Annotated in this window: 12 protein-coding genes and 1 pseudogene; 4 read left to right on the plus strand and 9 right to left on the minus strand. The window is 33.7% G+C overall.

Going from position 1 to position 11,793, the window contains the following annotated elements; translation table 11 throughout:
* Window positions 1-7: 7 nt before the first annotated feature.
* The 7 genes from ABH960_RS09605 to ABH960_RS09635 all read right to left on the minus strand — a co-directional run bounded on the left by ABH960_RS09605 (window position 8) and on the right by ABH960_RS09635 (window position 8,153).
* Entirely contained in the window at window positions 8-724 is a 717-nt protein-coding gene (locus ABH960_RS09605; protein WP_002086506.1) for a hypothetical protein, read from the minus strand.
* Window positions 725-751: 27 nt separating this feature from the next.
* Window positions 752-2,116, minus strand: coding sequence for a hypothetical protein (locus ABH960_RS09610; RefSeq protein WP_016362074.1), 1,365 nt, complete (start codon window positions 2,114-2,116; stop codon window positions 752-754).
* Window positions 2,117-2,145: 29 nt separating this feature from the next.
* Window positions 2,146-3,792, minus strand: coding sequence for a flagellar motor switch protein (locus ABH960_RS09615; protein ID WP_002168747.1), 1,647 nt, complete (start codon window positions 3,790-3,792; stop codon window positions 2,146-2,148).
* A 208-nt stretch (window positions 3,793-4,000) separates the two neighbouring features.
* Window positions 4,001-5,971, minus strand: coding sequence for a chemotaxis protein CheA (locus ABH960_RS09620; RefSeq protein ID WP_002012065.1), 1,971 nt, complete (start codon window positions 5,969-5,971; stop codon window positions 4,001-4,003).
* Between the two features lie 129 nt (window positions 5,972-6,100).
* A complete protein-coding gene (locus tag ABH960_RS09625) occupies window positions 6,101-6,469 on the minus strand; it encodes a response regulator (protein ID WP_000940577.1) in 369 nt (122 codons plus the stop codon).
* A 150-nt stretch (window positions 6,470-6,619) separates the two neighbouring features.
* Window positions 6,620-7,297 (minus strand): OmpA family protein, encoded by a 678-nt coding sequence (locus tag ABH960_RS09630; protein ID WP_050000156.1) that lies wholly within the window; start codon window positions 7,295-7,297, stop codon window positions 6,620-6,622.
* Window positions 7,298-7,319: 22 nt separating this feature from the next.
* Window positions 7,320-8,153, minus strand: a complete 834-nt coding sequence (locus tag ABH960_RS09635) for a flagellar motor protein MotP (RefSeq protein WP_002012069.1) — start codon at window positions 8,151-8,153, stop codon at window positions 7,320-7,322.
* A gap of 172 nt (window positions 8,154-8,325) precedes the next feature.
* Between ABH960_RS09635 and ABH960_RS09640 the strand changes: the two genes are divergently transcribed.
* Window positions 8,326-8,928 (plus strand): HD domain-containing protein, encoded by a 603-nt coding sequence (locus ABH960_RS09640; RefSeq protein WP_404444702.1) that lies wholly within the window; start codon window positions 8,326-8,328, stop codon window positions 8,926-8,928.
* A 38-nt stretch (window positions 8,929-8,966) separates the two neighbouring features.
* Here the strand turns inward: ABH960_RS09640 and hfq are convergent, their stop codons facing one another.
* Together hfq and ABH960_RS09650 are read right to left on the minus strand one after the other, a co-directional pair.
* On the minus strand, window positions 8,967-9,155 hold the full coding sequence (hfq, locus tag ABH960_RS09645) for an RNA chaperone Hfq (protein ID WP_002012071.1): 189 nt from the start codon (window positions 9,153-9,155) through the stop codon (window positions 8,967-8,969).
* A 55-nt stretch (window positions 9,156-9,210) separates the two neighbouring features.
* On the minus strand, window positions 9,211-9,429 hold the full coding sequence (locus ABH960_RS09650) for an aspartyl-phosphate phosphatase Spo0E family protein (protein ID WP_002141097.1): 219 nt from the start codon (window positions 9,427-9,429) through the stop codon (window positions 9,211-9,213).
* Window positions 9,430-9,733: 304 nt separating this feature from the next.
* Between ABH960_RS09650 and ABH960_RS09655 the strand changes: the two genes are divergently transcribed.
* From ABH960_RS09655 to ABH960_RS09665, 3 genes and pseudogenes are all read left to right on the plus strand, one after another.
* Window positions 9,734-9,850 (plus strand): YjcZ family sporulation protein, encoded by a 117-nt coding sequence (locus ABH960_RS09655; RefSeq protein WP_000007805.1) that lies wholly within the window; start codon window positions 9,734-9,736, stop codon window positions 9,848-9,850.
* Between the two features lie 192 nt (window positions 9,851-10,042).
* Window positions 10,043-10,510: a VOC family protein gene (locus ABH960_RS09660; protein WP_033730498.1), complete on the plus strand. Its 468-nt coding sequence runs from the start codon at window positions 10,043-10,045 to the stop codon at window positions 10,508-10,510.
* Window positions 10,511-10,515: 5 nt separating this feature from the next.
* A pseudogene (locus ABH960_RS09665) lies at window positions 10,516-11,739 on the plus strand (MFS transporter).
* The last annotated feature ends 54 nt before the right edge of the window (window positions 11,740-11,793 follow it).

Below are 11,793 nucleotides of genomic sequence, written 5' to 3' on the forward strand. Positions count from 1 at the left end.
TTTTTTATTATATAATACGAATCAATATGATACCTATAACCCACATGAAGAGAAATAGAGCCGTAACAGACCATTTATGCTCTTGAATCGTATGTTTCAACGCATGAGATAATTGCGTCATATTCATTTCTGCAAGTGCTCTCCACACGCTCACATCACGTTCTTTAGAAATACGATCCGTACCGCTAATTAAAATTGTTTCGTTAGACAATTTTGTCATGTAAGCTGTAATAACTGTTATCATTAAATTCGTATTTCCTTCTGATGTATCTTGTTCCACTCTAGAAATGAGCGCACTTACATCAAGTAACGGAATATGCACTTTTCTTCCAAACGAAAGCTGCACTTCAGCGAAATCATATGTTCCGTCTAATAACGGAACTCCCTTTATATGAGCTTGTTTAATAAGCCCCTGCAAACTTTTAACAATTTGTTCATATATTTTTTCCGATTGCTTTCCTTCCTCAGACAACATATGTAGCTTTGAAAACAACTGCAACACCGTATCCATTTCCTTAGAAAGCATATCTTTTACAATCTTTCCATCACCTAAACTCGCAAGTAGAATCCCTATTTCATTATTTTTCGAAATGATTTGGGACCGCCCGGTAAACACAAGATTACTCCGTTTTCGCTCTTTTTGAATTTCATGTTCTGAAATAGCTGCAGGCTGTTTTAATGGGTGTAGCGTCTTATTTTCAATTGTAGTACGTTTAATTTCCATCTAAGCGCCTCCACTACTATCAAATTATTAGCCCCACTCTTTATTACTCTTTAAAACTAAAAATAGTACAAATAATCCTGACATAACAGCAAACACATTAGAAGCCTGTACTCCCTGCTCACTTTTTTCCTCTTTCTTTTCTTGTTGTTCTTCTATTTTCTCTTTCTTTTTAGAAACGACTTGATTGTCATTTCCGCTTTTTTTCTCTTTATGAACCTTCACATTATTTACTTCCTTGTTGTCTGTTAACGACTCTTTTATAACGTAGTTGATTTCCTCTTTTTCTTTCAACGGCTCTTTTATATAAGAGTTCACTTTCTCTTCTTGCTTTGGAATTTGAACAACTGGAAGTTTTTCTTCTGGAAGCGGCATCTCTATTTTCGGATCTTCCTGCTTCTCAATTTCTTTCTTATCTTCTACTTCATTTTGATTCTCTTGCTCTTCTATCTTTTCATCATCTTTCACTTTTTGTTCGATGATAGAAACGATATATTCACTCTCTGTCACAAGTTTGTTACCTGCCCCATCTGTTACTTCCACAATAAGTTGATGCGGCCCAACAGGTAAAGCTTCTGTTATTTCAAATATTTTCTGCCAATCCATGTCGCGTTTATTATAGTCTAATAAAAAAGTAATATCGTTACCGTCTTCTTTTCCTTTTAATATAACGCGCACTTCTTTAACAACCGATTCTATATCCACCGTTTGTACTCGTATATGAACGGATTCTCCCTTTTTCCGTTCAATTAAGTTCCCTTTTGCCTCATCAATACTAACTTTCTCTAACTTTGGCAATTCTTTATCTATAGTTGGTGCTTCATTGTTTATACGAATGAGCGGGACATTTAATTCGTTCTCTATTACTTCTTCCTTCTCATCTTCTTTATAGCTTTCAACGAGCCTAAGGTTCCAATCACCTTGTAAATCATATATTCCGGCCTTATAATTAGCGATCCATCGCTTCGTTTCTTCTTCATACTCAAAAGATATTATTCTCTCTTGTCTGTACTGCTCACCATTTTTTTGTAATTGTAATATGCCTTTTACACTTTGAATGTTTTTTTCATTTGATTCTACAGCAATCCGCACTTCTTCGCCAACCTTTAGCTCCTGCTTATTAACTGTAATAACCCCTCGGTCTGTTTCTATCGTTCTTTCTTCTTTTTTTTCTTTCCCTTGCTCATTTTCTACTGCTTTTTTTTCATCTTCAACCGAGGGCATTTCCACTTGTTCCGGCTGTTCCTGAACTTCTTTATTTTTTCCCTCTTGGTCATTCATTTCGCTTATATTTTGATCTTGTACACTTTTTTCTTCTGCCTGCCCTTGCGATGGTAAAAATATACATATATGTAAGAATAGCCAACTAACTAGAAAAAACTTTACGTTTTTCATCTATTTGTTCAAACTCCTATTTTGACGCCTTATAGCGATTTCGTCATTTTTACTCCGAAAAACCCATCTACATTTACAAGTTCTCCATACGCCACTAATACATCGTTCACATAAATTTGAATCGGTTCATCAATATCTTCATCAAGTACGACCGCTTCATTTTCTTGTAGACTTAAAATATCTTGAATTGTTCTCACTGTACTTCCAAATACAAATTTAACATTCATTTCTACATTTTGTAGAATAGATGTATCCATATATACTGGCTCAACTTGCTTGACTTCTTTATATTCAATTGGCTGTACGACTGGTGCAGGAATTTCTTCCTCTTCAACAACTTCCTCAACTATTTCTTCTTGCTCTTCCACCATCGGATATAGAAGTCTTCTAACCATTTCTTTCGCTTCTGATATCGGTAGTATTTGATACATCTTTGATTGAAGGAGATCACCAATTTCAAGATTAAAAGTAATTTGAACGAGTTCGTCAACTGCCATCGACTCTCCCAAATATTCCATTTCTTCTTTTAAAGAAACAAATTTAACGTCTGGTGGTGTCATATCCATTTTTTCTTTAAACATTTCTGACATCGCTGTTGCAGCATGCCCCATCATTTGGTTCATAATTTCTTTAATGCCACTTAACTCTAATTCACTTAGCTCTTTCTCCGGATCAATTTCACCCGTTCCCATCATCATTAAATCTACCATTGTTAAAGCAACATCTTTCGTAAATACGAATACATTCTCATTTTTTAGTCCTTCAACAAAATCGACATTTAAAATAACAAACGGAACCGGTACTCCTTCATAATGACGAACATTAATCGCCTCTACATTTGGTGTACTAATAGTGACAGGCTGATTTAAAAGCGTCGATAGTACTGTTGAAGCCGAACCGATTGAAATATTCGCAATTTCACCAAGCACATCTTTCTCTTCTTGTGTTAATTGCTCTTTTTCTACATGCTCTTCTACAATCTCAGTTTCCTGCACTTCCGCCGGCTCATCTATTTCTTCTTCCACACCACCAGATAATTGTAACAATTTATTTATCATTCGCTTCGCATGTTCAACTGAAACAACCTGTACAAGCTGAGAATTCACAAGATTATCTATTTTTAATTCAAACGATACTTTAACAACCATATTATTCCCATTAATACCAGAAATCTTCTCCATCTCTTCTGTAAGTTGCACAACTTTAATTGTTGGCGGAGACATGTCTACCGTATCTTGGAAGAATTCTGACATAGATGTTGCTGCGAATCCCATCATTTGATTCATAGCTTCTTGTACTGCACTTAGCTCTAATTCACCAAGCTCTTTTCCCTCTTCAACTTCACCTGTTCCCATCATCATTAAATCAGCAATAGATAAAGCAACATCTTGCTTTAAGACAAGAAGATTTTCCATATCTAATCCTTTTGTGAAATGGATATTTAATACAACATGTGGAATTTCAACATCACTTGTATCATATAAATCTACCAATTCTACTTGAGGAGCAGTAATACTTACTTGCCTATTTAAAATTGTTGATAATACAGTCGAAGCTGAACCAAATGATATATTAGCGATTTCACCAAGAATATCGCATTCTTGAGGCGTTAAATGTTCATTTTCTTTTTCTAGCACAATTGTGCCAGTATCCCCTTTTGTGTGTTGCTCAGGCATTTTTCCTGCCTCCTCATTTTTGTTTTTCTATCAAATGATTTAAACTCTCTATTACACTCGTTATATTTTACCAAACTTATCATCCGAATTGTGAACATGTATTTATTTCCACAATATGTGTAAACGACGGTTTTCATATACTTATATTATTAGTTCTACCCAAAAAGCTCCCCAATTGTATACAAGTGGGGAGCTTCCTTCATTCCTATTATAAACCTTCTGGGTTTAAAATGAGGACCACTCGTCCATCACCGAGAATTGTCGCACCAGAGAAATAGTTAGAGCTCTCTGCAAAGAAATCACCTAATGACTTTAAAACTATTTCTCTTTGACCGATAATTGTGTTTACGATAAGTCCATAGCTACGATGTGTATTACGAACAATTAACACAGGAACCATTTGACTATCATATGATGCGAACGCCTCATCTACTGTTTTTTCACCAAATACAGTACTTAAATGTTTCACTTCAATAATTTGATTGCGATAGTTTAAAACGTCTTTCCCTTGTAACGATTGTATGTCTTCTTTCTTAATTCGAATGGCTTCAGCAATATTGCCAAGAGGCAAGGCATAACGCTTATCATTTGTTTGAACAAGCATTGATTGAATAATAGACAATGTTAAAGGAAGTTCAATTCTGAATGTACTTCCTTTTCCTTCTTCAGAATCAATAATTAAATGCCCACCTAAACTATGAATCGTATGTTTAACAACATCTAATCCAACCCCACGTCCAGAAAGGTCAGATACAACTTCCGCTGTACTAAATCCCGGTTGGAAGATAAGATCAAAAACTTCACGATCCGTTAATTTATTTGCCTCTGATTCCGTTACAACACCATTTTTTATCGCTTTTTCTAATACTTTTCCTTTATGAATACCATTTCCATCATCAGTAATTTGAATTACGACATGATTTCCACTATGAAACGCCTCTAATTTAATAGTACCTGTCTCATTTTTCCCGGCATCACGTCGGTTTTCGACAGTTTCAATACCATGATCAATTGCATTACGAATTAAATGAACGAGTGGATCACCAATTTCGTCAATAACAATTTTATCAACTTCAGTATCTTCACCTTTAATTTGTAAATCGATTTTTTTACCTAAATCTTTCGCTAACATACGTACCATACGCGGAAAACGATTGAAGACCGTTTCAATCGGTACCATACGCATATTTAATAATACATTTTGGATATCTTTTGAAATATCCCCTAATCGATTTAAATGCTCGATTAACTCTTTATTTTGAATCGTTTCTGCTAATTCATCAATTCGTCCACGCTCAATTACACTTTCTTCAAACATATTCATTAATCTTTCGATTTTTTCTAACTGAACACGAATAGAACGATTCTCTACTTTAGCATTTTTCGTTTTTGTATTACTTTTAGCCGGTGTAGTACTAGCTGTTGGAGTTCGTGCCTCTAGAGATGGATCCAGCTGCGTTGCTGCAATAGATTGTACGATTCCTTCTTCAGCTATATTTCCTTGCTTCACTTCTACTTTCTCAATTTCAGAAACGTGAAGCACCACCTGTTTCAATTCTTCAACACTACGATCAGTATCCATATATACTGTAAACTCAAATCCAAAAGCATCCGCTTCGATTTCTTCAATGCTTGGAACCGTTTTTTGTATATCCCCTACATTTTGTAATGCTTCAATACACATAATGGCACGTACTGCTTTTAAAATGGCTTGTTGTTCGACGGTTATATATACTTCATGTGAAACTGTATCATCATTGTTTATACTACTTTGCTCTACTTGTTCCATAGAAGCTTCTACATTCCCATTTAATAATGCTTCTAATTTATGCTTTGTAGATACAACATCAATATTACCCATTCCGCCCTGCTGCACATCTGTAACCATCTTTTCTAAATTATCAATGCACTCAAAAATAACATCAATAATATTAGCATTCACCATCATATTTCCATGACGGATTTCGTCTAAAACATTTTCCATCTTATGAGTTAAATCTGCCATTTCTGCAAATTCCATACTCGCAGACATACCTTTAAATGTATGAGCTGAGCGGAATATTTCCCCTACAACACCCATATCGGCAGGATTCTGTTCTAAATTTAGCACATTTTCATTTAGCGACTGTAAATGTTCTTCTGCTTCTTCAAAAAATATATTTAATAGATCTGTTTGCATTTTAATCCCCTACCTGTCTAACAAACATTTCATTTATGTATAACAATTTAGTGTTTTATAACGAGAAAAAAGGGGGCCACACGTCTATCCGCTATCATTGATTTGATTCTTTGTGGCACCCCTTCTATATTAGCTATTTGCTACTTTTGTTAAAGCTTCGATAACACGATCGGCTTGGAATGGCTTTACAATAAAGTCTTTTGCCCCGCCTTTAATTGCATCTAATACCATACCTTGTTGTCCCATTGCGGAACAAATGACAACCTTTGCACTCGAATCAATTTTCATAATTTCTTTTAATGCTTCAAGTCCGTCCATTTCAGGCATCGTAATATCTAGTGTTACAATATCAGGTTGAAGCTCTTTATACTTTTGAATCGCTTCTACCCCATTCTCTGCTTCACCGATAACTTCAAATTCTGAATTACTTTTTAATAAGTTTTTAATCATTGTTCGCATAAACATCGCATCGTCTACAACTAAAATTTTATGTGCCATTCTTTTTGGTTCTCTCCCTCTATGTATAAATATATCTTAATATTTCACCTTATCATTCTCACTCATTATACAAAATAAAACGAGAAAATTTAATATTTTTTTAAAAGAATTTCTGTATTTTTATTATTTTATTAATAAAATGGAAATATATTATTCTTTAATATATATTACAACGCGCCGGTTTTTCTCCCAATTTTGCGGTGAATCATTTGATGCTACTGGTTTTGTGTCCGCATATCCTACCGCTGCTAATCGTTTATCATCTACATTATACACTTCAATTAAGTGGTGAATCATATTAGCTGCTCGTGCTGAAGATAATTCCCAGTTGGAAGGAAATTTTTCATTATGAATCGGTCTACTATCCGTATGTCCTTCTACAACAATTGGATTTGGTACCGATTGGAAGAACCCTACTAATTGACTAATTACTTCTTTCGCTTCCACCTTAACATTCGCATCACCTGTATCGAATATTAAGTTATCTACTATAACGATGCTAACACCTGTATCTTCTCGATATACATTCACTTGACTAACACCATTATTATCTACATATGCTTTTAACTTTTTATACAATTCATCCATTCGTTTTTTTGAAACTGCTTTTTCATCATTTTTTTCATGTGAAATATCTGGTATTGTACCTTCCATTACTTTCGCATCCACTTGTTCTGCATCACTAAACTTTTCAAGCATCTTCGATAATTTTACTGTATCTTGTTTTGATGTAGCAACTAATAGTACAAAAAAAGTCAATAACAACATCGTTAAATCAGTAAAAGTCGTCATCCAACGAGGCGATCCTTTTTGCGGTCGTTTTATCATCACCATACCACTCCTTGAAATATTAGGCTGCTCGTTTTTCTTTTTTTATCTTCGTTTCATATACGTATGTATCAAGTTTTAACTTTAACTTAGAAGGAATTTGTCCTCGGTAAAGCTCTGTGATTGCTTCTATTACAAACTTCTTCTCTGTATACAAATCTTCAATGCCACGATACACTTTTTCAGATAACGGTATTGCAATCATGTTTGCAATAACAGATCCATACAATGTCGTCAACATAGCAACTGCCATTCCTGTACCAATTTGCGATGTATCTTGCAAGTTTTGAAGCATAATAATAAGACCAATTAAAGTTCCTATCATACCCCACGCTGGAGCGAAATCACCAATCTTATCTAATAATGTTGCTCCTTTTCTTAACTCATATACTTCTGTTTCAACATCTCTCATTAATACTTCTTTTAATTCTGCTTCATCATATCCACTTAACATTAAACGAATCCCCTTTTGAATAAAAGGATTGTCTACTTGCTCTCCATCAACTTCTAACGAGAGTAAACCATGTTTTTTAGACTTCTTTGAAAAATCAACGAACAAATCCGTTAACTGTTCTAGATTTTCCTCTCTTCTATGTAAAACAGTAAAAATACTTTTCGTATATTTTTTTATTTCTCCAAATCTATATGCCACAATAATTGTCGCTGTTGTTCCCCCTATAACGATCAAAATAGATGAAACATCTAAGAAATTTTTAAAAGCTTTTATTCCACCACCGCCAAGCATGATCGCTGCAATTAAAATAACGAAACCTACTACAATGCCAAAGGGGCTAGAAATATCAAACTTCCTTTTTTTCCTTTGCGGTCTAGCTAATCCTTGATTTTCGTCTCCCATATTCCTGCCCTTTCTTTTTCTTTTTCGTAAAACATTTTTTTATTTTAATAATGCGTTTTCACATATAACAATCATTATACGCGTATCATCTATTTATCGCAATATACTCATTAAATTGACACATTTCATTTCTATATTAGAATTACAGTATGGAAATATGAGGAGGATCACGATGGAACATAACATTTTACAAGTCATTGCATTAGCAGAAAAACTAAAATATGAAATGCGACATAGTTGGCTTTCTAACGGACGTCAAGAAAGTGTTGCTGAACATACGTGGCGTATGTCCCTAATGGCTATCTTAGTTGAGCCTTATTTGGATCAAAAAGTAAATATAGAAAAATTACTTAAAATGGTTATTATTCATGACCTTGTCGAAGCAGAAGCTGGTGATATTCCTGCCTTTGATACGATGAATAGCCGTGAATTACAATTACAAAAACAGAAAAATGAGCTAGAGGCCATTTTAAATATTAAACGTACACTAGAAGGTCCTCTCGGCGTGGAATTATACGATTTATGGATGGAGTTCGAAGCGAAAGAAACGTATGAAGCAAAAGTTGCTAATGCACTTGATAAACTTGAAGTAAAAATTCAGCATAACGAAGCTGATATTGATACTTGGCTACCAATTGAGCATAAAATGACTTTCCAAGTTGGTAAACATACAGATTTTGACTCTTTCTTATCTAGATTACAAAAACTCATTGAACAAGACGGAGAAAAAAAATTACTAGCTGCTGGCATTGACGTTGAAGCATGTAAACAATAACCATTTAATTATGAAATAAGACACTCAAAATGAGTGTCTTATTTCATAATTGTTGATATTGCCTGCTTATAAATAAGTTGTTGTTTTCCATCTACTAATATTAATACTGTAAATCTATCTACTCCAACTACTTCCCCTACTATTCTTACTCCGCTCTTTAAAAATATAGTAACTGCACCTTTTTCTTCTTTTATTTGTTTATACAACTCTTCTTGTAAATGTTCCAATAACTGTTCTCTCCTTTATCAGTAAATAATCCTAATATAAAAAATTAAAGATTAATCACTTACATACTTTGCCTTTTATATTCATAAACTTATTAATTAGTATATCTAAATCTCGACTAAATAACAAAACTTTATCATGATCTAATCCATGCCTAGCAACAAGTTGAATTAACTCTTTCTTTTTGTGTTCTATTTTATTGTGTAATTGTCCCATCTCCATCTCTATACTAAAACTCCCTTTTCCCATAATATTACTTGTAAAATTATAGTACATTTCCACTCATAAAAAAATAAAAAAATGGCTTTTTTTACAAATTTTATATTTATGAAAAGAAATTTTAATGTAATTGTAAGTTACATACCCCTTTCATTTGCAATACATTCACCTAGTATACACTTCCATATTGTTTTACCATTTTAAAAAAAGCGCTATGAAACAAAGTAAATATCACATTTAAATCCGATCACAGGCTCTTGTCTAATTAGAAGTAAGACTTGCTCCTTTTCTAAATAAAAACATATCTTATAAAGTAATCCATTAGTTATATAGATTAATTTCCTAAAAAGGAGGAAAAAACATGAGCTTTGGTGGTAGTTGCGCTGGTTTCGGCGGTGGATTTGCTTTACTCATCGTGCTATTCATCCTTCTAATCATTATCGGATGTAGCTGTTGGGGTGGCGGCGGAGGGTTTTAAATATAATACGTATCCTTTTTGCTAAACCCTAAATGAATAAAATATGTTAACTAAAAACTATACGAAAACAGCTCATATTTGAGCTGTTTTTTCATACTTTCGTATGAATTTATGTCCATCTTTTTTGTGATTTCAACTAACAAGAAATCGTTTACTATGGAATAAGAAACATTTTTATTAAGGAGGATTATAATGATTAAAGGTCTTTATGAAGCACATTTACCTGTCTGTAATTTAGAAATTTCGATACCTTTTTATGAATCACTGGGGTTAAAATTATATAAAAGAGACAACGATATCGCCTTCTTTTGGATTGTAGAAAATGAAAGTTGGATTGGTCTTTGGGAAGGAAAAGAATACAAAGTCAATTATCATCCATCCTTACGACATATCGCTTTCCAAGTAAGCTTACACGATTTAGAAAACGCAATACACTGGCTCAAACAGAAAGGAATTCCAGCGCGAAAAGACTTTGGAATGGAGCCAATTGAGCCAATCGTTTTTCCAGAATTAGCACACGCCTCCGTATATTTTAACGATCCTGATGGAAATAGTTTAGAATTCATTGCACAATTACCTGTTGGACTACCTAAAGCAGAGAAAATGTATTTAAGTGAATGGAAAAAGCATGTACAAACATCGCCAATAGATAGGGATTAATTTTTATGTCAGTGCAATCAGTTTCTTATTCCACACTTCTTAGAACAAATAAAAACTTTAAAAAACTATTTTATGGTCAAACATTAAGTGTACTTGGGGATTGGTTTCATACTGTCGCTTTATTAACACTCGTCTATAGCATAACAGAATCTTCATTTATGTTAGCACTCACCTTTATGAGCAAAGGGTTACCTCAACTTCTTCTGAGCCCATTCATAGGCGGAATTGTAGACCGTTTTTCAAAAAAGAAAATTATGATTTTTACCGATAGTTTACGAGGAATTATCGTCCTCACTTATTTATTAGCATTCTACAAAATTGAAATTATTTTAGTTTCTAACATATGCTTATCAGTACTCTCTTGCTTATTCGAGCCTGCTAAGCAATCAACTCTAAAAAATATCGTACATCAAAAGCATTTCGTAACCGCTAACTCTCTTTCTAGTACAATCAATGGTTTTATGTCTATTATGGGAGCTTCTTTAGGTGGGCTCATTGCACAATCTTTAAGTATCGAGATTGCCTTTTTTATTAATAGCCTATCATACTTTATTTCAGCCTATATTATTTATAAAATAAAGATCCCTTCTCGTGACACTTTTAGCAAGAAAAAAGCGTTTTTCACTGATATAAAAGATGGTTATACATACATATTACAAAGCAAAATTATTTTAACATTAATTCTTGTCGGTATTTCATGGGGCATTATCGGAGGTGCCTATCAGTTACTTCTAACAATCTATGCCGAAAGAATCTTCCACACTAACATTGGTATTTTATATGCGGTTCAAGGGGCTGGACTTATGATTGGCAGTCTCCTCGTTAATCTTTATATGTCTAAAAATGAAGACAACATGAAAAGATCATTTGGCTTGGCCTATTTACTACAAGGAATTTTCTTTCTCGGATTCATTCTATCCGATCAACTTATTATCGGTATCATTACTCTATTTTGTATGCGCATAGCAGGAGGAATCATCGTTCCACTTGATACGACATTGCTTCAAACTTACACGAAGGAAAATATGATGGGTAAAGTCTTTTCATTCCATTATTCCATTTACGGATCTCTTATTTAGTTATCTATGTTTATTACAGGATGGCTTTTAGAAATCCTTTCTCCTCAAGTAATTGGTAGCTTGTTAGCTATATGCTGTATTTTTGTTAGTTTTATATGGCTTTTCTTGTTTTATGGCGGGGAACTTAGTGAAGAATCTACTATCACTTAATGGCATGTATATGTACATGCCATTTTTATTTTTGTCGAAATTCACAAGAAAAAG

Source organism: Bacillus sp. RC252, from assembly GCF_044909215.1.
Taxonomy (GTDB): domain Bacteria; phylum Bacillota; class Bacilli; order Bacillales; family Bacillaceae_G; genus Bacillus_A; species Bacillus_A mycoides.